At 64.0% G+C, this 23,926-nt stretch carries 16 protein-coding genes; 7 read left to right on the top strand and 9 right to left on the bottom strand.

Features of this window, described 5'->3' with window-relative positions:
* The first annotated feature begins 118 nt into the window (after positions 1-118).
* Both P9254_RS07505 and hisN read left to right on the top strand, forming a co-directional pair.
* Complete coding sequence (locus P9254_RS07505; RefSeq protein WP_278053038.1) at positions 119-1,060, top strand: N-formylglutamate amidohydrolase; 942 nt, start codon at positions 119-121, stop codon at positions 1,058-1,060.
* A 303-nt stretch (positions 1,061-1,363) separates the two neighbouring features.
* A complete protein-coding gene (gene hisN / locus P9254_RS07500; protein WP_278053037.1) occupies positions 1,364-2,137 on the top strand; it encodes a histidinol-phosphatase in 774 nt (257 codons plus the stop codon).
* 20 nt (positions 2,138-2,157) lie between these two features.
* Here the strand turns inward: hisN and P9254_RS07495 are convergent, their stop codons facing one another.
* Positions 2,158-3,114 (bottom strand): alpha/beta fold hydrolase, encoded by a 957-nt coding sequence (locus tag P9254_RS07495; protein WP_278053036.1) that lies wholly within the window; start codon positions 3,112-3,114, stop codon positions 2,158-2,160.
* Between the two features lie 465 nt (positions 3,115-3,579).
* Here P9254_RS07495 and P9254_RS07490 point away from each other — a divergent pair, with 465 nt between their 5' ends.
* Positions 3,580-4,047 (top strand): Hsp20 family protein, encoded by a 468-nt coding sequence (locus P9254_RS07490; RefSeq protein ID WP_067002526.1) that lies wholly within the window; start codon positions 3,580-3,582, stop codon positions 4,045-4,047.
* Between the two features lie 181 nt (positions 4,048-4,228).
* Here P9254_RS07490 and P9254_RS07485 read toward each other — a convergent pair whose 3' ends face one another.
* On the bottom strand, positions 4,229-5,281 hold the full coding sequence (locus P9254_RS07485) for a threonine aldolase family protein (protein ID WP_127246086.1): 1,053 nt from the start codon (positions 5,279-5,281) through the stop codon (positions 4,229-4,231).
* Between the two features lie 490 nt (positions 5,282-5,771).
* Between P9254_RS07485 and gltB the strand changes: the two genes are divergently transcribed.
* Together gltB and P9254_RS07475 are read left to right on the top strand one after the other, a co-directional pair.
* Complete coding sequence (gltB, locus tag P9254_RS07480) at positions 5,772-10,490, top strand: glutamate synthase large subunit (protein ID WP_278053034.1); 4,719 nt, start codon at positions 5,772-5,774, stop codon at positions 10,488-10,490.
* Between the two features lie 154 nt (positions 10,491-10,644).
* Positions 10,645-12,099: a glutamate synthase subunit beta gene (locus P9254_RS07475; protein WP_095826717.1), complete on the top strand. Its 1,455-nt coding sequence runs from the start codon at positions 10,645-10,647 to the stop codon at positions 12,097-12,099.
* A gap of 38 nt (positions 12,100-12,137) precedes the next feature.
* Here P9254_RS07475 and P9254_RS07470 read toward each other — a convergent pair whose 3' ends face one another.
* Entirely contained in the window at positions 12,138-13,352 is a 1,215-nt protein-coding gene (locus P9254_RS07470) for an SGNH/GDSL hydrolase family protein (protein WP_278053032.1), read from the bottom strand.
* A 115-nt stretch (positions 13,353-13,467) separates the two neighbouring features.
* A complete protein-coding gene (locus P9254_RS07465) occupies positions 13,468-14,688 on the bottom strand; it encodes a lytic murein transglycosylase (protein WP_095800476.1) in 1,221 nt (406 codons plus the stop codon).
* A 224-nt stretch (positions 14,689-14,912) separates the two neighbouring features.
* On the opposite strand from P9254_RS07465, the gene galU reads away from it, so the two are divergent.
* Positions 14,913-15,818, top strand: a complete 906-nt coding sequence (gene galU / locus P9254_RS07460; protein WP_095777124.1) for a UTP--glucose-1-phosphate uridylyltransferase GalU — start codon at positions 14,913-14,915, stop codon at positions 15,816-15,818.
* 69 nt (positions 15,819-15,887) lie between these two features.
* Here galU and P9254_RS07455 read toward each other — a convergent pair whose 3' ends face one another.
* Positions 15,888-17,678, bottom strand: coding sequence for an outer membrane beta-barrel protein (locus P9254_RS07455; protein WP_278053558.1), 1,791 nt, complete (start codon positions 17,676-17,678; stop codon positions 15,888-15,890).
* 161 nt (positions 17,679-17,839) lie between these two features.
* Between P9254_RS07455 and P9254_RS07450 the strand changes: the two genes are divergently transcribed.
* Complete coding sequence (locus P9254_RS07450) at positions 17,840-18,841, top strand: KpsF/GutQ family sugar-phosphate isomerase (protein ID WP_095800646.1); 1,002 nt, start codon at positions 17,840-17,842, stop codon at positions 18,839-18,841.
* Between the two features lie 66 nt (positions 18,842-18,907).
* On the opposite strand, the gene P9254_RS07445 is transcribed toward P9254_RS07450, so the two are convergent.
* The 4 genes from P9254_RS07445 to P9254_RS07430 all read right to left on the bottom strand — a co-directional run bounded on the left by P9254_RS07445 (position 18,908) and on the right by P9254_RS07430 (position 23,784).
* Positions 18,908-19,372, bottom strand: a complete 465-nt coding sequence (locus P9254_RS07445; protein ID WP_067325928.1) for an NfeD family protein — start codon at positions 19,370-19,372, stop codon at positions 18,908-18,910.
* Positions 19,373-19,400: 28 nt separating this feature from the next.
* On the bottom strand, positions 19,401-20,351 hold the full coding sequence (locus P9254_RS07440; protein ID WP_278053031.1) for an SPFH domain-containing protein: 951 nt from the start codon (positions 20,349-20,351) through the stop codon (positions 19,401-19,403).
* A 133-nt stretch (positions 20,352-20,484) separates the two neighbouring features.
* Positions 20,485-21,549: a ferrochelatase gene (hemH, locus tag P9254_RS07435; RefSeq protein ID WP_127240930.1), complete on the bottom strand. Its 1,065-nt coding sequence runs from the start codon at positions 21,547-21,549 to the stop codon at positions 20,485-20,487.
* Positions 21,550-21,696: 147 nt separating this feature from the next.
* Complete coding sequence (locus tag P9254_RS07430) at positions 21,697-23,784, bottom strand: 5'-nucleotidase C-terminal domain-containing protein (RefSeq protein WP_127240931.1); 2,088 nt, start codon at positions 23,782-23,784, stop codon at positions 21,697-21,699.
* Positions 23,785-23,926 lie beyond the last annotated feature (142 nt).

Raw genomic sequence — 23,926 nt, 5'->3', positions numbered from 1 at the left:
CGTTAACCATCCTGTATATGAGGAGGAGACGGTAAACATCAAGTGAACGTTGGCCTTGTCGCGACCACTTCGACTGTGCGTTTCGCGGGGCTGAAATGCTGGACATGCCGGGCGCAAGATGTCAGTTTCGCATCATGATGCAGTGCTTCGTCCTGGTTTGTTCAAATTGAAGACGGCAGCCGAGGATTTTTCGGTCACACCACCCTTCGAAATCCGGTCGGGCGCCGAGCAACGCGTAGCTTTCCTGTTCAACTCGCCGCATAGCGGCCGCGATTATCCCGAGCGCTTCCTGGCCATGGTGCGGCTCGACCGCAACGCCATACGCCGGTCGGAGGATTGCTATGTCGATGAGCTGTTCGGCGGCGCCGTCGCGCTCGGCGCGCCCATGCTGGCGGCAAATTTCCCGCGCGCCTATCTCGACGTCAATCGCGAACCGTGGGAACTCGATCCGCGCATGTTCGCGGAGCCGGTGCCGTCCTTCTGCAACATCCGTTCGGCCCGCGTCGCGGGCGGGCTGGGCACCGTGCCGAAGCTGGTGGGAGAGGGGCTCGACATCTATCCCGGGCGTCTGCCGCTTTCCGAGGCCGTGGGACGCATAGAGGCCGTCTACAAGCCCTATCACGAGACGCTGAAGCGGCTCTTGACCAGGACCCACGCCAGGTTCGGCTATGCCGTGCTGATCGACTGCCATTCGATGCCGGCCAGCGTCCGGGTCGGCGACAATGGCGCGCGGCCGGACTTCATCATCGGCGATCGTTTCGGCATTTCCGCCAGCGCGGCTCTAACCGAGAGGGCGATCGGCCTGCTCACCGGAATGGGCTACGCTGTCGCGCATAACAAGCCTTATGCCGGCGGCTTCATAACCGAGCATTACGGGCGGCCGGCGCGTCATCTCCACGCGCTGCAGATCGAGGTCAATCGCGGGCTCTACATGAACGAGCGGACATTCCAGAAATCGGCCGGCTTCGACGCTTTAGCCGACGACCTGACGCGGTTTTCGGCCGAACTGATTTCGATGCCCGGCCATCATTTCCTCGACCTGCCGCTCGCCGCCGAATGACGGCGGCGCTGGGAACCGCAGCTCAAAAAAAGACCGCATCGTTTTCACGACACGGTCGAAGTCTAGGGAGGAAACGCCCAAGGAGGGCATGGACAGGATAAGCTGTCCGAGAACAAAAGTATTGTGCGATGCACAAATGTCAATCGACTTCAGGCTTTTTAATTCAATATGATGTGCAAATCCGGTTTCGGCGCCTGACGTGTGACTTTGAGGCAACAGGCGAGGGCGCCTGACCCGGTTGCACGCTCCGGTCCGACAAGAAGACAGCAGCTGCCGGATGGTTGCCGCAACGGGGAGAGTGGGTTGGATATCAGCATCGACTTCATGCGGCGAATCGCGCGTGCCGCCGCCGCCGAGACCTTGCCTCGCTTCCGCAGCCAGGCCGCAGTCGCCAATAAGCTGGCGGAGAGCTTCGATCCGGTGACGGAAGCCGATCGCGAGGCCGAGCGGGCGATCCGGGCGCTTATCTCGGCGGAATATCCCGATCACGGCATCCTCGGCGAGGAGCATGGCAGCGAGAACATTTCGAGCCGGCATGTCTGGGTCATCGACCCGATCGACGGCACACGCGCCTTCATTTCCGGCCTGCCGGTCTGGGGAACGCTGGTCGGACTGACGATCGACGGCGATGCCGTCGCCGGCCTGATGTCGCAGCCCTTCACCGGCGAGCTGTTCTATGCCAATGCCTCCGGCTCGCATTACGAAGGCCCGGGCGGCCCGCGCAAGCTCGCGACGCGCAAGACGACGCAGCTTTCGCAGTCGACCCTATTCACCACCACGCCGGCGCTGTTCAAGGGTGCGGCGCGCAACCGCTACGACGCGTTCGAGAAACAGGTGCAGCTCGCCCGCTACGGCACCGACTGCTACGCCTTCGCCATGGTGGCGGCGGGCAGCGTCGATATCGTCGCCGATCCGGATTTGAAACCCTACGACATCGTGGCGCTGATCCCGATCATCGAGAAGTCGGGCGGCGTCGTCACCACCTTCGAAGGCGGCCCGGCGGAAAACGGCGGCGATATATTGGCGGCGGCGACGCCGGAGTTGCACGCCGCGGCAATGGCGGCGCTGCGCGGCTGATCCGCGGCGTCGTTCCGTGATCAGGCAGCGTCGCCGGTTCCCGGAACAAAAGCATCGAAGGCCGCCAGGAGCTGCTCGCGAAAGAGATCCCTCTCCTGCAGGATCTCATGATGCGCGCCGTCGATCATCAACAGGGAGCCGACGCGCAGCCGTCTGGCATAGGATTCGACCGCCTTGGTAGAGACCACCTGGTCGGCGCCGGCGGCGACGATCAGCGTCGGTACCTGGATCCTTGCCATGAAATCGGGGTCGCTGACCGCTTCCGCGGCTGCGGCTGCGGCCTTCAGCCAGCGGATGGTCGGACCACCGAGTCCAAGGTGGGGCCAGGCCCTGTAAATATCGGTATTGCGCCGGTAGCGCTCCGGGTCGGACGTCACCTTGTTCATTTCGAAGGGCGTCGGCAATTTCGAGCGGGGCCCCCAGGCGGCATAGAGGCGGCCGAGGCCCAGCGCGCAGAACACCGCGCAGACGCGCCGTATGGTGGCGATCGAAACCCGCAAGTCGGGCACGGCCAGGAAAGGCGCGATCAGCACCATCCGCCGCACCCGGTTGACCATCGACGGCGAGGCAAGAAGCGCGATCACTGCTCCCGTCGAATGGGCGAGGATGTAATAGGGACCGCGGCAATCGGGCAGCACGATCTCCTCGAAGAACTGCTCGAGATCACGGGTGTAGTCACGGAAGCTGCGGACGTAGCCGCGCTGCCGGTCGCGCAGCAGGCGGCTGGAATCGCCCTGACCGCGCCAGTCGAGGGTGGCGACGCCGAAGCCGCGGTCGGCGAGATCGCGGATGGTCTCGAAATATTTCTCGATGCACTCGTTGCGGCCGGTCAGCAGCACCACCGTGCCCTGGAGCGGGCGGGCGGCGGCGGCGAAAACGCCGTAGCGGATCTTCCTGCCGTCGCGGGTGGTGAAGAAGCCGCCGGCAGCGTTCTGCGGCGGCGGGTTGCCCTCAGTCAGATAGAAAAGGTCCGTCATTCGGCGCTTCGTTGATTGCTTCTTGCCCGAGCGGGCCAGGCGTCGCCACGGTGATAGACGGCCATGCGCCAAAAGCAAAGGGTCCGGGTTGGCGCGTTTCCCTGTAAGGGAAGGCCGGAAGCGCCTGCGGCGCGCTTCCGGCCTCTGTCGACCCGGGAGGAAGGGACGTTGCACCCGGTTCGGCCTCGTCGCGGCGCACCGATCGAGGCGCCGCATGTCCGTATTGTCGACTGCAGCCTAGCGAGCCCAGGCTGAACGGATGCCGAAGCCTCGGTTCATCTGGCGTTCATCGAGCGAAAAAATCGAAGGGAAAGTTGGTGCGCGAAGTTCTTGAAATGGGCTTTTCCGCTTCCCAAATGGAGGTTGCGGCCGCCGATGTCGGGGCCGCTGGCCTATCCGGAACGCCTTTCGAGGGTTTCGTACCGGGTCAAACGCAAACCATGTTGCTCAACAGGAGAACACATCATGCGTCACGTTGATTTTTCCCCGCTTTATCGTTCCACCGTCGGTTTCGACCGGCTGTTCACCATGCTCGATACGCTCGGCCAGCCCGAGAGCGCGCAGACCTATCCGCCCTATAACATCGAGCGCACCGGCGAGAACGCCTATCGCATCTCGATGGCGGTTGCCGGCTTCTCGGAAGACGAGATCTCGATCGAGGCGCACCGCAATGTGCTGACCGTCAAGGGTGAGCGCAAGGAAGAGAACAATGGCGAGGGCTCGGAGCTGCTCTATCGCGGCATTGCTTCGCGCGCCTTCGAGCGTCGCTTCCAGCTCGCCGACCACGTTGAGGTCGAGGGCGCCACGCTGAAGAACGGCCTGCTCTTCGTCGACCTCAAGCGCAACATTCCGGAAGAGCTGAAGCCGCGCAAGATCGCGATCACCTCGTCTTCGGACAAGGCCAAGCAGATCGAGGCCAAGGCCGCCGCGTAAGCCGCGGGCTCCGTGTAAGAAACGTCTCCCTCCCGAGACGAAAGCGGCGCCGGAAGGGCGCCGCTTTTTTGTGACATTAATCCTGCGCCAGAAAATCAACGCGGCGACATTTCGCCGATGTTTTCTGGCTTTTTTGATCCTGCTTGGCCTCGAACTGTCGCTGGGGCCTTTGCTCGCCTGATCATTGCGAGAGGTGTTGGCCGAGACGGTCGATCTCTTGGGTGGTGGTGGCGAAGCTGGCGACGAAACGGTAGATTGCTTCCTTGTCGCCGAGATGGCCATCGAAACCCTGCGGCACGCCCCATTCATAGAATTTGGCGCCGGCGGTCTGCAGCTTTTCGGCAAGAGCGCGGTCGAAGATTGCGAACACTTCGTTGGCCTGCGGCAGCCAGGCGAGCCTGCCCGCCGGCGCGTCCTCGATCGTCTCGGCGAGATGTGCCGCCATCGCATTGGCATGCCGCGCCATCCTCAGCCAAAGGTCGTCGGTGAAATAGGCTTCGAATTGCGCCGAGATGAAGCGCGCCTTGGAAAAGGTCTGTCCGGCGCGCTGGCGAAGCAGGCGCAGATCCCCGCCGACTTCCGGGTTGAAGATCACCACCGCGTCGGCCATCCAGCAACCGTTCTTGGTGCCGCCGAAGGAGATCAAGTCGACGCCGCTCCTCCAGGTCATTTCCGCCGGCGTGACGTCGGTCGCGGCAATCGCATTGGCAAAGCGCGCGCCATCCATATGCAGCGGCAGCTTGTGCCTACGGCTGACCTCGGCAATCGCCTTGACGTCGTCGACGGTGTAGACGGTGCCCACCTCGGTCGCCTGGGTGATCGTCACGGCCATCGGCTGGCCGGCCGGCGCAAGATCCTGCGAATAGCGCTTGATGGCATTGTCGAGAGCCTGCGGGTTGATGCGCCCCAGGGGACCCGCAACCGGCGCCGTACGAGCGCCGCCGGTGTAGAAGCCCATCGCGCCGAACTCGTCGACATTCATATGCGCTTCGGAATGACAAAGGGCGATGCCGCCGATACGGTTCAACGCCGCCATCGAAAGCGCGTTGGCCGCGGTGCCGGTGGCGACGAAGAACACCTGAACTTCCCGCTCGAAGATCTCGCTGAAGCGATGGTAGACGGTGCGGTCCAGGTCGCCGTCGCCATACGCGGTCGCGATGCCGGCCGCGTGGCGGGAGAGGTTCGCCGAAATGTCGGGATGAACGCCCGCCCAGTTGTCGGATGCAAAGAACATCGAGAGGTCCGTATTGTGATTGGCAGAAAGCGGCGCGACTTGACTGCTTTGGCGCGCGAAGCGCAAGGGCCAATCTTTCGCAAAACGGTGAAGCCAGCCGGGCCGTAACGACTGACTAGAGGTTGCGTTTTTTGATCCCTTCGCGAAATTTTGTGTCGCGGCACGCCCGAGAATTTTGTGAATCGGTCTTGTGCAGGTGCGGGATTTCTGCCATAAAAAATTTAGGACAGTAGTGCTGTCTTATTTTGTCGCACAAAACAGGCTGGACTGGCATATCATCGCTGCCATTCCGGCCATTGTCGCGAGCGGCGGGTAGACGGCACCGCTCTGGCCTGTACGATACCGGATGCGAACCGGGCGTATGGCCGCATGGTTCGGCAAGAATTTCGCGAGACGTGCAGCAAGGACGAAGGGAAGCATCGTGCTTCCCAAGGCAAACCAGCGCCCCGAGGGAAATCACCGCCAAGGGTGCGGAACGGAGGATAGGACGATGACGGAACTGACGCCATCTGCGATCAACGGCCAGGCCGCGCAGACGAAAGCGGCAGCCGTCAAAACTGGTACCGCCGCCAATGGTTTGATCGCGCAGGGCCTCTACGATCCGCGCAACGAGCATGACGCCTGCGGCGTCGGCTTCATCGCCAACATGAAGGGCGTAAAGTCGCACCAGATCGTCGAGGACGGTCTGGCGATGCTGGAAAACCTCACCCATCGCGGCGCTGTCGGCGCCGATCCGCTGGTCGGCGACGGCGCCGGCGTGCTGGTGCAGATTCCGGATCGGTTCTTCCGCGATGAGATGGCCGCAAAGGGCGTCGAACTGCCGCCGGCAGGCCAATATGGCGTCGGCCACTGGTTCATGCCGCAGGACGCAGCCCTTCGCGCCCATATCGAGGACATCATCGCCGAATCGGCCCAGTCCGAAGGGCTGCCGCTGATCGGCTTCCGCGACGTGCCGGTCGATAATTCGTCGCTGTCGAAGGCGCCGGAGATTGTCGCCTCCGAGCCGTTCCATCGCCAGGTGTTCATCGGCCGCACGGCCGAGATTCCGGACGACGAGGAGTACGAGGCGAGGCTCTACCTGCTGCGCAAGGTGATCTCGGGCCGCATCTATGCCGAGAACGACAACAAGGATGTCGGCGCCTATTGCGTGTCGCTGTCGGCGCGCACCATCGTCTACAAGGGCATGTTCCTCGCCTACCAAGTCGGCGCCTATTACAAGGACCTCAAGGATCCGCGCTTCGACACGGCGCTGATCCTCGTCCACCAGCGCTTCTCGACCAACACCTTCCCGTCATGGAAGCTGGCGCATCCCTATCGCATGGTCGCGCATAACGGCGAGATCAACACGGTGCGCGGCAACAACAACTGGATGGCGGCGCGTCAGGCCTCGGTCGATTCCGAGCTGTTCGGCAACAACATCTCGAAGCTGTGGCCGATCTCCTATGAGGGTCAGTCCGACACGGCGTGCTTCGACAATGCGCTCGAATTCCTGTTCCAGGGCGGCTATAGCTTAAGCCACGCCATGATGATGCTGATCCCGGAAGCCTGGGCCGGCAACAAGCTCATGGATTCCGACCGCAAGGCGTTCTACGAGTACCACGCTGCGCTGATGGAGCCGTGGGACGGGCCGGCGGCGGTCGTCTTCACCGACGGGCGCCAGATCGGCGCGACGCTCGATCGCAACGGCCTGCGTCCGGCTCGCTACATCGTCACCGACGACGACCGCGTCATCATGGCTTCGGAAGCCGGCGTGCTGCCGGTGCCGGAGGAAAAGATCGTGCAGAAGTGGCGGCTGCAGCCCGGCCGCATGCTTTTGATCGATCTGGCCAAGGGCCGCATCATCTCCGACGAGGAGATCAAGTCGGAGATCGCGACCAGGCACCCTTACAAGACCTGGCTCGCCAACACGCAGTTGATTCTTGAAGAGCTGAAGCCGGTCGAGCCGCGGGCGCTGCGCAAGGATGTCAGCCTGCTCGATCGCCAGCAGGCCTTCGGCTACACACAGGAAGACACGAAGCTTCTGATGGCGCCGATGGCCACTACCGGCCAGGAAGCGGTCGGCTCGATGGGCACCGACACGCCGATCTCGGCGATGTCGGACAAGTCGAAGCTGCTCTACACCTATTTCAAGCAGAACTTCGCTCAGGTCACCAATCCGCCGATCGACCCGATCCGTGAGGAACTGGTGATGAGCCTGGTGTCCTTCATCGGGCCGCGGCCGAACATCTTCGACCTGATCGGCACATCGCGCCGCAAGCGGCTTGAAGTGCGCCAGCCGATTCTCACCAACGGCGATCTCGAGAAGATCCGCTCCATCGGACACACCGAGGACCGCTTCGACACCAAGACGATCGACATCACCTACGGTTCGAACGAGGGCGCTGCCGGCATGCAAGGCGCCATCGACCGGCTCTGCGAGCGCGCCGAGGCGGCGGTCGCGGGCGGCTACAACATCATCATCCTGTCCGACCGCCAGGTCGGGCCGGACCGCATCGCCATTCCGGTTTTGCTGGCGACGGCGGCGGTGCACCATCACCTGATCCGCAAGGGCCTGCGCACCGCGGTCGGACTGGTCGTCGAATCCGGCGAGCCCCGCGAGGTGCATCATTTCTGCTGCCTGGCCGGCTACGGCGCCGAGGCGATCAACCCCTATCTCGCCTTCGACACGCTGCTCGACATGCACAGGCGCGGCGAACTGCCGGAGGAGGTCGACGCATACGAGGTCGTCTCCCGCTACATCAAGTCGATCGGCAAGGGCATCCTCAAAGTGATGTCCAAGATGGGCATCTCGACTTACCAGTCCTATTGCGGTGCGCAGATCTTCGACGCCATCGGTCTCAAGTCGGACTTCGTCGAGAAGTATTTCACCGGCACCGCGACGCTGATCGAAGGCGTCGGGCTGGACGAGATCGCGACCGAGACTCTCAGCCGCCATACCGATGCCTTCGGCAACGACCCGGTGCTGCGCAACAATCTCGAGGTCGGCGGAGAATACATGTTCCGCATGCGCGGCGAGGCGCATATGTGGTCGCCGGATGCGGTCGCCAGCCTGCAGCATGCCGTGCGCCAGGGCTCCCGGGACACGTTCAAGGAGTATTCGGCGCAGATCGACAGCGCGACAGCTAGAGCGCAGACCATCCGCGGCCTGTTCGAGATCAAGCTGGCGGAAGAGACCGGCCGCAAGAAGGTCGCGATCGAAGACGTCATGCCGGCGGCCGAGATCGTCAAGCGCTTCTCGACCGGGGCGATGTCCTTCGGCTCGATCTCCCGGGAAGCGCACACGACGCTGGCGCGCGCGATGAACGCCATCGGCGGCAAGTCGAACACCGGCGAGGGCGGCGAAGAGGCCGACCGCTATCTGCCGCTGCCCGGCGGCGGCAAGAATCCGGAACGCTCGGCGATCAAGCAGGTCGCGTCGGGGCGGTTCGGCGTGACGGCGGAGTATCTGGTCAATTCCGACGTCATGCAGATCAAGGTGGCCCAAGGCGCCAAGCCCGGCGAGGGCGGTCAGTTGCCCGGACACAAGGTCGACGCCACCATCGCCAAGGTCAGGCATTCGACGCCAGGCGTCGGCCTGATCTCGCCGCCGCCGCATCACGACATCTACTCGATCGAGGATCTGGCTCAGCTGATCTACGACTTGAAGAACGTCAATCCGGCGGCCGATGTCTCGGTCAAGCTGGTCTCGGAGGTCGGCGTCGGCACGGTTGCGGCGGGCGTCGCCAAGGCGCGCGCCGATCACATCACCATCTCCGGCTACGACGGCGGCACCGGCGCTTCGCCGCTGACCTCACTCAAGCATGCCGGCAGCCCGTGGGAAATGGGCCTCGCCGAGACGCATCAGACCCTGGTGCTCAACGGCCTGCGCTCCCGCGTGGCGCTGCAGGTCGACGGCGGGTTGCGCACCGGCCGTGACGTCATCATCGGCGCGCTGCTCGGCGCCGACGAGTTCGGCTTCTCGACCGCGCCGCTGATTGCGGCCGGCTGCATCATGATGCGCAAGTGCCACCTGAACACCTGCCCGGTCGGGGTGGCGACGCAGGACCCGGTGCTGCGCAAGCGCTTCAAGGGCACGCCGGAGCATGTCATCAACTTCTTCTTCTACGTGGCGGAGGAGGTGCGCGCGCTGCTTGCGGAAATGGGCTTCACCCATCTCGACCAGATCATCGGCGACACCGACCTTCTGGAGAAGCGCGACGTGATCCAGCACTGGAAGGCGCGCGGGCTCGACTTCTCGAAGATGTTCTTCAAGCCGGAGGCGCCGCCTGAGGCGCTGCACTGGAGCGAGCGGCAGAAGCATCCGATCGACGACGTGCTCGACCGCAAGCTGATCGAGCTGGCAAAGCCGGCGCTGGAAGCCAAGCAGCCGGTCAGCATCGAGCTACCAATCCGCAATGTCGACCGCTCTGCCGGCGCGATGCTGTCGGGCGAAGTCGCCAAGCGCTTCAAGCACAAAGGCCTGCGCGAGGACACGATCCAGGTCAAGCTCACCGGCACGGCCGGCCAGTCTTTCGGTGCGTTTCTCGCGCGCGGCGTCTCCTTCGAGCTGGTCGGCGCCGGCAACGACTATGTCGGCAAAGGTCTGTCGGGCGGCCGCATCGTCATCCGGCCGCCGGAAGAGGCCAAGATCGTCGCGGCTGACTCGATCATCGTCGGCAACACGGTGCTCTACGGTGCGACCGAGGGCGAGGCCTATTTCGCCGGCGTCGCCGGCGAGCGCTTCGCGGTGCGCAATTCCGGCGTCGTTGCCGTCGTCGAAGGCGTCGGCGACCATGGCTGCGAATACATGACCGGCGGCATCGTCGTGGTCATCGGCAAAACGGGCCGCAACTTCGCCGCCGGCATGTCGGGCGGCGTCGCCTATGTGCTCGACGAGAAGGGCGATTTCGCCGAACGCTGCAACATGGCGATGGTCGAGCTGGAGCCCGTTCCGGAAGAGGACGACCTGATGGAGAAGCTGCTCCATCATGGCGGCGACCTCGACCATAAGGGACGCGTCGACGTCTCCGGCGACATGACCAGCCATGACGAGGAGCGGCTCTATCAGCTGATCTCGAACCACGTCCATTACACGGGCTCGGTGCGCGGCCGCGAGATCCTCGACAATTGGGCAAGCTTCCGGCCGAAATTCCGGAAAATCATGCCGGTCGAGTATCGCCGCGCGCTGATCGAGATGGAGCGCATGCGCATGAGCGTGGCGGCGGAATAGGCTTTGGGCACGGCCGGGGAGGTAATCGCCCGGCCGGCATCCTCACCAACAATCCTGACCTCGGACCAAGGTTGCCACGGCGGCCTTATGAGGTTAACGGGTGCGCCGACAAGCTAGACTTGCGAGCGCGCCTTCGGACAGCAGGGACTGGACTATGGGCAAGGTAACAGGGTTTCTCGAAATCGACCGGCAGGTGCAGAAGTACCAGCCTGCCTCGGATCGCATCCGGCATTTCCGCGAATTCACGCTGCCGATGTCGGACAAGGAGGTCGAGAAACAGGCCGCGCGCTGCATGGATTGCGGCATCCCGTTCTGCCATGGACCGACCGGCTGCCCGATCCACAACCAGATCCCGGACTGGAACGACCTCGTCTACAATGGCGACTGGGACAGCGCGATCCGCAACCTGCATTCGACCAACAATTTCCCGGAGTTTACCGGCCGCATCTGCCCGGCGCCTTGCGAGGAAGCCTGCACGCTGAACCTCGAGGACATTCCGGTCGCCATCAAGACGGTCGAGCAGGCGATCGCCGACAAGGCCTATGAGACCGGCCACATCCGGCCCTACCCGCCGGAAAAGAAGACCGGCAAGCGGGTTGCCGTCATCGGCTCCGGGCCGGCCGGCATGGCCGCCGCCCAGCAGCTCGGCCGCGCCGGCCACGATGTGCATGTCTATGAGCGCGAGAGCCGGCCGGGCGGGCTGATGCGCTACGGCATTCCCGACTTCAAGATCGAGAAGCATTACATCGATCGCCGCATCGAGCAGATGCAGGGCGAGGGCGTGAGTTTCCATTGCGGCGTCAATGTCGGCGTCGACAAGCCGGTTGCCGAGCTCCTCGCCGAGCACGACGCCGTGCTCTATTGCGGCGGCTCGGAAACCCCGCGCCCGGCCAACATCCCCGGCGACGATCTCAGCGGCGTCTATGACGCCATGCCGTATCTCGTGCAGCAGAACCGCCGAGTCGGCGGCGAGCCGATCCAATCGGTGGCCTGGCCGTCACATCCGATCATCGCCGGCGGCCAGCATGTCGTCGTCGTCGGCGGTGGCGACACCGCGTCCGACTGCATCGGCACCGCCTTCCGGCAAGGCGCGGTGCGCGTGACGCAGCTCGACATCCGTCCGCAGCCGCCGGAGAAGGAAGACAAGCTCGCGGTTTGGCCTTACTGGGCGACGAAGATGCGCACGTCTTCCTCGCAGGCCGAGGGCGCGGAGCGCGAATTCCAGGTGGCGACCCTCGAATTCATCGGCGAGGACGGACAGCTGACCGGCGTCCGCTGCTGCGAGGTCGATGAGAAGCGCAAGCCGATCGCCGGCACCGAGTTCGTCATCCGCGCCGATCTCGCCTTCATCGCCATCGGCTTTGCCGGTCCGGCGAATGATGGGGTCATGAAGGAGCTGGACGGCGAGATAAAGGTGGTCACCGACAGCCGCCGCTCGCGCAACGTCGAGGCCGACGACCGCGACTACAGAACCAGCATAGACAGGCTCTATGCCGCGGGCGACGTCCGTCGCGGCCAGTCGCTGGTGGTGTGGGCGATCCGCGAAGGCCGCCAGGCAGCGCGCGCGATCGACGAGGCGCTGATGGGGTCTAGCGTACTCCCCCGCTGAGGCTACCTGCAGCCACGATGGGCTCTTCCGTTGCGGCCCTACCGACGCACCGCTGTCGAGGTCTCCGATGAAGCGGTCGGCGTCTTCGGCGGCCAGGAAAAATCGTCGGCTCGGCCGGGCGAGGCGACGGGCGCCTTGCCCTCGACGGTCAGCTTTTCGCCGGGAAGATTCGGATCGGCATTGGCTGGCGGTGCGGCACCCAGCAGCTCGGTCCCGCCGTCGAGCGCGGGGTCGCTGAGCAGCATCGGCGCGGTGCGGTCGACGATGACAGGGGCCGCGGCAGGCTTCGACGCCTCGACCGGAGCGCCCGCCGGCGCGGAAACCGTGGTGACGCTTCCGGGTGCCGCCAGTCCGAGGATCTTGGCCAGCGGCTTTTCGGTGTAGAAGGCAAGCTTGCGCTTGCCGGCCCTGGTCACGTTGATGCCGTCGTCGGAGCGCAGGCGCACCGGCTGGCCGTTGATGTCCGGACCGGAGGTGACGAAGGCGCCGTTCTCGTCGACGAAGCCGTCCCAGACATCGACGAACTCGCCGCCATGGGTCTGTGCGGCTGAATGATAGATGTCGTTGAAGGCGAGCATGTCCGAGGTCATTTTTGCCGCCCCGAACGCCGGCATGCCGACCCACAGGAACGGCACCTTTGCATCCTGAATGGCCTTGCCCAGCGCATCGGTGCGGTGCTCGTATTCCTTGGTCCAGTTCTCGGAGCGCGGCTGCTCGCGGACGTCGCCGACGCGCATCTGCTGGCGGTCGTTGGAGCCAAGCATGACCACCACGACGGACGGCTTCTCCGTCTCGATCAGAGACTTGATCTCGACCGGCCAATTGTAGAAATCGTCACGCACGAAGCCCGACGAGCCGTTGCTGCGCGAAACGATCCTGACCGCCGGATTGTCGGCGAAGGCGACGTCCAGACCCTCGGCGAGCCCGCCCGCCAGGAAATCGCCGACCACCAGCACGACGCGCGCATCCGGCGCCTTTTCGACGACCGGCGCCTCCGGCTCGGCCGGCGGGCGCGGCTTGGGTTTTCTGGCCTTCGGCTTCGGCCTCACCGGCTGGACATTGGCAGGAGGTTCAATGCGCTCGCTGCGGCGCGGGAAAAGAAGATCGCGCAGCGACCAGCCGCGGTTTCCGTCTTCCTGCGCGAAAGCCGGGGTATGAAAGGCGCTCGAGCCGGCGACGGCAAGCACGGCGATGGCCAGGACGAGAATCGGCAGGCGGCGAACGATCAGCCAGACACGCGCGACCGTAACCAATGAAAGTCTCCATCCTTGGCGCATGACAACGTAAAAAGCCGGCAAGTCATGCGCAGGCCGCAGCGCTACAGCATCCTTTCCGCTTTTGAAAGGATGCTTGACGCCATGGGCGGCTCTATTGCTTCCGGAGCCATTTCAGCACTTCCAGGCTCGGATAGCCATCCTGGCTCAAGCCTACCTTCGCCTGGTAGGCCATGATGGCGGCCTTCGACCCCTCGCCGATCTTCCCGTCGAACTTGCCGTCATAATAACCGTGCTCGGAAAGCCGCTTCTGCAGTTCCTGCCGTTGCTCGAAGCTGAGCTTGGTGAACGGCCGCTGCCAGTCCTGCACAAGCCCGGTGCCACCGGCGATTTCGTCGGCGAGCAGGCCGACGGCCAAAGCATATTTGTCGGCATTGTTGTAAGCCTTGATGACCGAGAAATTCCTGATCATCAGGAAGGCCGGTCCGCCCCTGCCGTCCGGCACCTTGAGCGTCGCCTTGTCGCTCAGGTTCCTGAACGGCTTGCCGTTGGCCCTGGCCACCCCGAGCGCCTGCCACTGCGCCAGCGTCTTCGATCCGGCCGGCAGCTTGCCCGGCGGCAAGGTCACTTCATAGCCCCAGGTCTTGCCGGCCTGCCAGCCGTTCTTCCTGAGCAGGTTGGCGGCAGTCGCCAACGCGTCGGGTATCGAATTCCAGATGTCGCGCCGGCCATTGCCGTCCATGTCCACCGCGTAGTGCTGATAGCTGGTCGGGATGAACTGGGTCTGACCCATCGCGCCCGCCCAGGAACCCATGAGATGGCTTTCGTCGATGTCGCCGGTCTGCAGGATCTTCAGCGCCGCGATCAGCTGGGTTCGGGCATATTTCGAGCGCTTCGGGTCGCCATAGGCAAGGGTCGCCAGCGAACGGATGACATTGCGCATGATGTCGTCGCGCTTGAGGATCTCGCCATAGTTCGATTCCATCGACCAGATGGCGAGAAGGATATGGCGATCGACACCGAACCGTGCCTCGATCCGATCCAGCCATGGCTTCCATTTGCGCGCCATTGCCTGACCATTGGTCACCGACTGGTCATGCACCCGGTTGTCGAAATAATCCCAGGCGGGGGCGGTGAATTCCGGCTGGGTGCGGGCCTTTTCCAGCACGACCGGGTCGGGCTCGATGCCCCTCATGGCCCTGTCGTAGACTGCGCCGGAAACGCCTCCCGAAACCGCGGTGGCACGAAAGCCCGCGACCCACTGGCGGAAACCCGCATCGGCGAAAGCGGGTCCGGCGGGCATCAGCAAGGCAAGCGTGAGGCCCGCGGCCGTCAAAAATGCCGCCAGGCGCCTTGCGCTGTTGCGAACGGACATCCTTTTCCTCCTTCATCAAAATTAGGAAGGATCATTCAACGCCGAAGCCGGTTAGTATTTAGTTTACCATAGGTGCCATTAGGAACGAAAAGAGAGGTCGGTGCTTTAACTTTCGATTTTCAAGCCATCCGCTCGGATAATTCAACATTCCGGCGCGAAAATGTTCGGGGGGATTGCGGAGCGGATGGCCGCGCGGATAATGGGCTTAAACGGATGGGTGGAGCATGAAGCGAGTTCGCAAGGCAGTTTTCCCGGTCGCCGGTCTCGGCACACGGTTTCTTCCGGCCACCAAGGCCATCCCGAAGGAGATGCTAACGGTCGTCGACCGGCCGGTCATTCAATATGTGGTCGACGAGGCGCGCGACGCCGGCATCGAGCATTTCATTTTCGTGACCGGGCGCAACAAGGCGGTCATCGAGGATCACTTCGACGTCCAGTTCGAGCTCTATGATACGCTCGCCCAGCGCGGCAAGGACGACCAGCTCGCCCGCCTGCAGCGGCTGCAGCCAGCGCCGGGCCAGACCAGCTTCACCCGCCAGCAGGTGCCGATGGGGCTTGGCCATGCCGTCTGGTGCGCGCGTGAGCTGGTCGGTGACGAACCGTTCGCGCTGCTTTTGCCCGACATGATCATGCAGTCGGAAAAAAGCTGCATGAAGGATATGGTCGAACTCTATGCCGAGACCGGGAACAACATCATCGCCGTACAGGAATGCGACCCGGCCGAGGCCCATAAATACGGCATCGTCGGCCGTGGCGAGGACACCCATCACGGTTTTCGCATCACCGGCATGGTGGAGAAGCCGAAGGCTGGCACGGCGCCCTCCAATCTCTTCATCAACGGGCGCTACATCCTGCAACCGGAGATTTTCGGCATCCTCGAAAGCCAGGAGCGCGGCGCCGGCAACGAGATCCAGCTGACGGATGCGATGCTGAAGCTGGAGAAGCAGCAGGCCTTCTACGGCTATCACTATAAGGGGCGCACCTTCGACTGCGGCTCGCCGGAAGGCTTCGTCGAGGCCAATGTCGCCTTCGCGCTCTGGCGCAGCGACATGAATGCGAGCATGGCCGGGGTCATCCGCACGCTGCTGGATGAGGTGCGGCCGGCGGAGCGGATCGGCGCCGCTTCCTAGGTGCTGGCTAAGCGGAGCGGATCCTTCGGATCTCCGCGTCCGCATCGCTGGCGCGAGGATCACGAAGTGTCAGCGCTGCACCTTCAGGCCGAGATAGACGCTGTTGGCGACATAGTCGCGACCGGGAAGGTTGCTGGTGAGCTTCTCCGTCCTGATTCTTGTGGTGAGGCCGGCATAGCGGTTCAGCCACCAGGTCAGGCCGGCCTCGGCGCTCAGGACCAGATCGTGGCCATCGGAGCCGATGTAGTCGCGCCAATCGAGCCCCAGCGCTGTATTCGCCGTCAGGTTGGCGCGGACCTGCCGCTCGCCGGTGAGCCGGCCCGAATAGAGGAGGTCGCCGCTCTCGTTAGCGATGGTCGTGGTCTCGACCGTGGTTCTTCCGGTCAGTCCGATGATGGTGCCGCGCTCGGGCGACCATCTGAGGTCGGCGTTGACGTAGGGCCCCGCAATCGCCGGCAGACGGTCGTCGTCGATGCCTTCGCGCAGCCATCCGACGGAGAACTCGCCGGAGAGCTTCTCGCGCATGTCGAGCTCGACGCCGGCACGCGCGCCGAGCCGCGTCGAGGAGCGCTCGAAACCGTTGCTGTCGAGGCGCAGATCGTAGATCCGCCGGCCGGCTTCCACCTCAAGGAATGGCGTCATGGCCGGTGAGACCTGGTAGCCGGTACGCAAGGTCGCAGAGTAGAGTGTCGAGTCGCGATCCTTCAGCGACAAGACGGTGCCGTCCGAGAGCTTGGCGTCGCCGTAGAAGTCATGCGAGACCGCGCCGGTCAGCGCGTAGCGCATCTTGCCGACATCCTTCTCGATGCCGAGGCTGCCGTCGACCGTCTGCCGCAGCGGCTGTGAGGTGACGCCGGCAATCGCATCCGGCGAGGACGCCGATTCCGGCACCGCTTCATACCCGAGCTTGGCGATGGCGCGCAGTTCATTGTCGAGGTCGACAGTGAGCTGGCCTTCGATCCGGCCCTGCGCATCGTTGATCTTCTGGCCCGAAAGCGTGTTGCGAAAAAGGCCGTAGCCGTCGACGACGGCCGAATTCTCGCGCCAGTCGGAGGTGGCGGAGAAACGCAGCGCGGTTTCGGACAGCACAGCCGACCTGCCGCCGGCGCTGGCATCGGCATTGGAAGTCGCGGTGAGGCCTTGCTCGAGTGTCGGACGGAAGACAAAGGTCCCGACCTTGATGCCGGGGGCGGCGAAGGCATCGTCCTCCAGCTTCACTTTCTGGCCCTCGATCGATCCTGTGCGCTCCGCGCCGGGATCGAGCTTCTGCCGGTCGACGCTGTCGATGGTGACGGCGCGGCGGTTCGCGCCGTCATCCTCGGTGGCCGCCGTTTCGGCCGGATCGCCGGTGGCGGCCTTGGCCGTGCTGTCGGCCGTCTGGCCAGGCTTCTTCTTGGCGTTTTTCTTGTCGGCCGCCTTGGCATCGCTTTTCGCGTTGGCACCCGCCGCGCCCTGCCTGGCAGTCGAAGGCCGGCGTGGCGCGGCCATTGTTTGATTGTCGGCGAAGGGGTCGTCGGTGGCTTGCGGCTGGTCGAATATGCTGCCCGCCGCGCCCCCGGTCTGGTCGTCGTCGGGCACCGCGCCTGGGCTTGCTGGCTCATAAGGGTTGGCGGTCGTCTGGTCCTCAGCCATCTGGGTCGCCGGAACCGCTTGATCCAGCGATCCCTGCGGGCGCAATTGTCCGGCCTTGCGTTGCTGGTCGGCCAGGATTGCCGATTCGGAGACCTCGCCGCGCAACTCGGTTTCTTGCGAAAATGCCGGCACGGTGCGCAGCAAGGCGACAATGCTTGCCGTCAGCAAAAGCGCTGCAACGGCAATGCACTTCCGGCCCTTTTTCGTATCTGGCTCGCCCCCGGACATCATCACCACTGCTTGCGCGGCGCAGGCGCGCCATACTTACCGGACCGTAAATGCGGATGGTTAACGGAGGGTTGAAACAGGCCAAGGGCCCTTGTCCGCGACGCACGCGAGACGGGAATTCCGTTGGACAGGCGGGCGACATGGCGCTAATGGCATCTGCCATGCACGCGGGGTCCTCAGAAAGAAAGCAGCCGGACAGGCAGGCAGCGATTGAATCGGCGCTGAGAACGGTGGCGACGGAGCAGGCCGGCATGGCCGCGCTTGCAGCCGCTCTCGGCAACGGCTTGTCCGAACCGTTCGCTGCCGCAGTGGATGCCATCGCGCGGATCGAGGGCCGAGTCATCGTCACCGGCGTCGGCAAGAGCGGGCATATCGGCTCAAAGATTGCAGCGACGCTCGCCTCGACCGGCACGCCTGCCTTCTTCGTCCATCCGGCCGAGGCCAATCACGGCGATCTCGGCATGATCGCCGGGGACGACGCCATCATCGCCATGTCTTGGTCGGGCGAGAGCAAGGAACTGATGGGCATCGTCGCCTATTCCAGACGCTTTTCGATCCCACTGGTCGCCATCACCTCGGGCGAGAATTCGGCGCTGGCGCGCGCCGCCGACGTCGTGCTGTTGCTGCCGGCCTCGCCGGAGGCCTGTCCGCACGGGCTGGCGCCGACGACATCGGCGCTGCTGCAGCTGGTCATGGGCGATGCGCTGGCGATCGCGCTGCTCGAGGCGCGCGGCTTCACGCCGGACCATTTCCGCACCTTCCATCCCGGCGGTCAGCTCGGCGCCAATCTGATGCAACTGCGCGAGATCATGCATGTCGGCGAGCGGCTGCCGCTGGTACCGTCGGGCACGGGAATGCGCGAAGCGATCGTTGAGTTGTCGCGCAAGGGTTTTGGCTGCGTGGCGATCACCGGCGCCGACGGTGCGCTGATCGGCATCATCACCGATGGCGACATCCGCCGCCACATTGCCGATGATCTTCTGTCGATGAACGTCGATGAGGTGATGACAAAGAAGCCGAAGACGGCTGCCCCCGACACGCTGGTGGCGACGGCGCTGCAGACGATCAATACGTCGGCCATCACCAGCCTGATGGTGGTCGAGGCCGATCGCCCCGTGGGGCTGGTGCATCTGCACGATCTGCTGCGCATCGGCGCCGCCTGAGATGGGCGAGACTCAGGACACGCAGGCCTGATTCCCAAACGGCTTCAGAATAGGAAACCCGCAAACTCAGACGGCCTCCACCGTCAGCTCCAGATCGGTGTCGGCGGCGCCGGTCACACGCACCTGGGTGCCGACGGGCAGGTCCGGGCCGGAGACACGCCACAGCGTGTCGCCGAGGCGGATGCGGCCGCGGCCATTCTTGATGGGCTCGGCCAATGTCGCCGTGCGGCCGACCATCTGAGCGCCGCGGCGGTTGAGCAGCGGCTGGTCCGCATTGACGGCACGATCGCCCACCAGCTTCTTGCCGACGAAGGCTGAGACCAGAGAGAGCACGAGGAAGGCGAGCACCTGGAGCTGCCAGGTCCAGAAGGCAGCGTCCCAAATCAGCAGCGATACCGCGCCGATGATCAGCGCGGCGATGCCGATCCACAGCATGAACACGCCGGGCGCCACGATTTCCATCACCAGCAGCACGAAGCCGAGGACCATCCAGTTCCACGGCCCGAGTTCCGAGACGATGCGATCGATCATTGACGTTCTCCCACCCAGATGGCGTGACTCAATTGTCCGACGGTCGCACGAGCGGCGTGCGCGCCCCCTGACGTTGCGGGCCGGAAGGGCCGTCGGCCTTGAACACTTCGCGGGCGATCTCGCCGATGCCGCCGAGCGAACCGATCAGCGATGAGGCTTCGAACGGCATGAGCACGATCTTGTTGTTGCTGGACGAGCCGATCCTGGCCAGCGCCTCGGTGTATTTCTGCGCGATGAAGTAGTTGATCGCCTGCACGTCGCCCTTGGCGATGGCTTCCGACACCACCTGGGTCGCCCTGGCCTCCGCCTCGGCGGAACGCTCGCGCGCCTCGGCATCGCGGAAAGCGGCTTCCCTGCGGCCTTCGGCCTCGAGGATCTGCGACTGCTTCATGCCTTCGGCGGCCAGGATCTGGGCGCGCTTGTCGCGCTCGGCGATCATCTGGCGGCTCATCGAATCCACCAGATTGGCCGGCGGGTTGATGTCCTTGATCTCGACGCGGGTGATCTTGATGCCCCACGGGTGCGCGGCCTCATCGACGACGCGCAGCAGCCGTTCGTTGATCGCATCGCGGTTGGACAGCAATTCGTCGAGGTCCATCGAGCCCATGACGGTACGGATGTTGGTCATGGTGAGGTTGAGGATGGCGTTCTGCAGCCCGGAGACCTGATAGGCGGCCTGCGGGGCATTCAGCACCTGGTAGAAGGCGACGCCGTCGACGCCGACGATTGCATTGTCGCGGGTGATGATCTCCTGCGTCGGGACATCGAGCACCTGCTCCATCATGTTCATCTTGGCGCCTACGCGCTCGAAGATCGGGTTGATGATGTTCAGGCCGGGCGTCAGCGTCTTGGTGTAGCGGCCGAAACGCTCCACCGTGTAGTTGTAGCCCTGCGGCACCGTTCTGATGCCTTTGAAAAGAAGGATGATGACGAGGAATACAAGAACAATGATGGCAATATCGAAACCGCTAAACCCCATTTCGTTTCTCCCTCAAAAGGCGGCGACCTCGCGGAATCACTTAAGTGTGTTTCCGAAGCGTTACAATCAGGTGATCGCGAATATTGGTTAGCGAAGGCTGTTGCGAACCGGTTTCGACGCCTATTATTGGACGTCAGACCCAGCCTGACAGTTCCCGCCGCACCAGCGCCTCGATCACCGCCATGCCCTCGGCGCTGTCGTTGAGGCAGGGGATGTGGGCGAAGTTCTTGCCGCCGGCATGGTGGAATGTCTCGGCGGCCTCGCGGCCGATCTCGTCCAGCGTCTCGATACAGTCGACGGAAAAACCCGGATTGACGACCGCGATCGATTGGACGCCGTCCTTCGCCAGCTTCTCGACAGTGACGTCGGTGTAGGGCTGGAGCCATTCCTGGGCGCCGAAGCGCGACTGGAAGGTGGTGATGAGCTTCTTCTCGTCCCAGCCGAGCCTTGCCCTGAGCAGCCGCGTCGTCTCGAGGCAATGCGCCTGGTAAGGGTCACCCTTGTCGGAATAGGGTTTTGGGATGCCGTGGTAGGAGGTGATCACTACCTCCGGCGCGACATCGAGCGTCGCCAGGTTTTGCTCGATCGAACGGGCGAGGGCGTCGATATAGACCGGCTCGTCATAATAGGGCGGCACGCTGCGGATCGCCGGCGCTCGCCTGATCTTCATCAGCGCCCGGAACAGCTGGTCGTTCGCGGTCGCCGTGGTCGTCGCCGAATATTGCGGATAGAGCGGAAAAGTGAGGATGCGCTCGCAGCCCTGCTCGACCAGCCGTCGGAGGACGCTGCCGGTCGAGGGATTGCCGTAGCGCATGGCCCAGTCGACCACGACGTCCGGCAAATCAGCAAGCGCAACCGCGAGCTTCTCCGCCTGCGAGCGGGTGAAGGTGCGCAACGGCGACTCGTTCTTCTCCCGGTTCCAGATCCTGGCGTAGTTGGCGCCGGACTTTTTCGGTCGCGTTGTGAGAACCAGCCCATAGAGGATCGGATACCAGATCGCCTTGTTGAGCTCGATGACGCGCGGATCGGAGAGGAATTCTCTGAGATAGCGCCACATCGGCTTGAAATCGGTGCCGTCGGGCGTGCCGAGATTGATCAGCATGATGCCGATCTTGCCCGCTTTCACCGGCGCGGCACCCGCCGGCGCCGGACCGGCGGTCTTGGCGGCTTTCGCATCGGCAGGATTGGCAAGCGTCATCGACGGTCTCCGGTTGTCGGTGCGAAAACTAGCGATGCCATGCCGGTTTTGGAATGCTGCGTCTGGACGCACCTTACCGCGTTTGCGTCTGAAGACGGAACACCCGTCCGGTCTCCCGGACGGGCGCCATGAACTTCCGGCGAAAGATTACTTTGCGGCCGGCGGAATGGTCAGCGTTGCTCCGAGCGGCAGACGGCGCGGCCTGTAGTCCTTGTTGGCCTCGGAGATCAGCTTCCATTTGCTGCCGTCGCCATAGTTTTTCTTGGCCAGATCCCAATAGGTGTCGCCGGCGGCAACCACATGGCTGGTCTCTGGGCTGGCCCCCGGACCGGTCGCGGCCGGCTTGGCCTCGGCGGGCGCTGTTTCGGCCGGCTTGGCGGATTCGGTCGCAGGGGCGGCGGCCGCCGGCGCAGTCTCGGCAGGTTTTGCTGTCTCCGACGTTGCCGGTGCCGTCTCGGTCGGAACGGCCGGCGGCGTCCCGGCGATGTCGCCGGAATTGGACGGCAAAGCCGGCATGGCAGGCTCGGTGGCCGCCGGCGCCGTCTCGGCCGGCTTCGCGGGTTGGGCGGCAGGCGGCGTCGTGGCGGTCTCGGCAGGTTTTGCCGGCTCCGCGGCCGCTGTCGTGGCGCCGATCTCGGTGATGCGGCCGTCGAGCTTCGGCGTGTAGGGGCGGTGCGCGCCGAGATAGTCGGCCACCACCTGCTCCAGGCCCGGGCCGTAGTCATAGGCGTCCGTGGCCTTTTCGGCGAAGACCTTGTAGCCGTCGCCGCCCTGGCGGACGTAGTTGTTGGTGGCGACGAGATACTGCTTGTCCGGGTTGATCGGCACCCAGGCGCCGTTCTCCATCACCTCGACCGATTTGACGCGACCGGCATTGGGCGCGACCGACTTGTCGAAGGTATATTTCAAGCCGGCCACCTGCGGGAAGCGGCCGGCGCCGTCCTCGACCTGGCTGACGCCGCTTTCGAGACCGGCGACCAGATCCTTGCCGGAGATCTTGAAGGTCGCCAGCGTGTTCTGAAAAGGCAGCACCGTCAGCACCTCGCCCATGGTCACGGTGCCCTGGTCGATCGAGGCGCGCAGTCCGCCGCCATTCGAGATGACGATCTCGACGCCCTGGCCCTTGACCCGATCGAGGACAGCGTCGGAGACGAGATTGCCCATTTCGCATTCGCGGGCGCGGCAGCTTTCACGACTGCCATCGATTGGCTTGGTGGTCTCCGCCACTTCCTTGTTCTTCAGCGCCTCGATCGGCGCGCCAAGCTCCTTGATGCGGGCGAGCACCGCCGGATCAGGGGTGATCGACTTGTCGAGAAAGATCGGGTCGCCGCTGGCCGACTTGACGACCCCGTTGTCGTCGAACACGACCTTGAATTCGCCGAGATATTTCGAATAGGACGCCGCCTGCACCACCGGCACCTTGTAGCCGTCGGGGTTGTCGACCATCGTCGGGTAGGGGCCTGCCGCCTTCGGATCGGTGTTCGACAAAAGCGTGTGGCTGTGGCCGCCGACCACCACGTCGACGCCGGGGATTTTCGCGATGACGTCGCGCTCGCGGTTGTAGCCGATATGGGTGACGGCGATGATCTTGTTGATGCCCTGCGCCTTCAGTTTCTCGACCTCGGCGGTGATCGACTTGACGTCGTCCGCGATGGCAATGTTGGGGCCGGGCGAGGCGAGTTCCGGAGTGTCGTTGGTGACGGCGCCGACGATGCCGATCTTCTGGCCGCCGACCTCGACCACGATGGACGGCTTGACCTTGCCGTGGGCGCCGGACTTGTCGTTGGGCACGACGTTGGCGCTGACCACCGGGAACTTCGCCTTGTCGAGGTAAGGCACAAGCGCGCTTTCGCCGTCGTCGAACTCATGGTTGCCGAGCGTCACCGCGTCGGGCTTGAGCTGATTGAGGAATTCCTCCTCCGCTGCTCCCTTGTAGGTGATGTAGAACAGCGATCCCTGGAAGCTGTCGCCTGCATTGAGCAGCAGCACGTTCTGACCTTCGAGCTTCTTGCGCTCCTGCGCGATCGCAGTGACCAGCCGGCCGGCGCCGCCAATGCACTCGCCTTTGGTCTCCTCCTCCGCGGAACATGTCGACTCGTATTTGTTGTTGCCTTCGATGCGGCTATGCCAATCGTTGAAATGCAGGATGTTCAGCGTGTAGTCGGCAAAAGACGCTCCGGCCGAGAGGCCAAGTGCTGATGCGGAAAGGGCGGCAATGGCGGCAAATTTCTTCATTCTCGTCTCCCGGATGAGCTGACTTGAAGTGCTTAAAGCCCTCGCTTGGCTGGAAGGTAACAGTCAGCTTCGGGTCATGTTCACATCGCGTTTTGGCCGATGCAAGCGGAAATCGGGAGGAGGTTTGCCGGCACAAAAAAGG

Source organism: Mesorhizobium sp. WSM4983, from assembly GCF_029625765.1.
Classification (GTDB): Bacteria; Pseudomonadota; Alphaproteobacteria; order Rhizobiales; family Rhizobiaceae; genus Mesorhizobium.
The sequence above is the reverse complement of the archived record's forward strand: the minus strand, read 5'-3'. Positions and strand labels throughout refer to the sequence as shown.